The sequence below is a fragment of the Pseudoalteromonas fuliginea genome, assembly GCF_000690055.1.
Lineage (GTDB): Bacteria > Pseudomonadota > Gammaproteobacteria > Enterobacterales > Alteromonadaceae > Pseudoalteromonas > Pseudoalteromonas fuliginea.
Map to the genome: position 1 here is coordinate 1 of NZ_JJNZ01000205.1, position 517 is coordinate 517.

At 45.1% G+C, this 517-nt stretch carries 1 rRNA gene; it reads right to left on the reverse strand.

The features are described from left to right. Positions 1-517: ribosomal RNA gene (locus DC53_RS00145) — 16S ribosomal RNA — on the reverse strand; the annotation flags it as partial.

Here is a 517-nt window from a genome sequence, read left to right on the forward strand (position 1 = left end):
GACCTGACGACAACCATGCAGCACCTGTCACTAAGTTCCAATAAAGGCACTCTTCTATCTCTAGAAGATTCTTAGGATGTCAAGTCTGGGTAAGGTTCCCCGTTTATTGTCGAATTAAACCACGTGATCCACTGCTTGTGTGGGTCCCCGTCTATTCCTTTGAGTTTTAATCTTGCGACCGTACTCCTCAGGTGGATAACTTATTGCGTTAGCTTCAGCACTGCCCTCTAGGAGCAACACTTAGTTATCATCGTTTAGGGCGTGGACTACAAGGGTATCTAATCCTTTTCGCTACCCACGCTTTCGTTCCTCAGCGTCAATACAGTTCCAGTAAGTTGCCTTCGCTTTTGGTATTCCTCTAAGTATCTACGGATTGCACCCCTACACTTAGAATTCTACTTACCTCTCCCTGATTCTAGTTTAACAGTTTTGAACACAAACACGAAGTTGAGCTCCGGTCTTTCATATCCAACTTATTAAACCGCCTACGAACCCTTTTCTCCCAGTGATTCCGGGT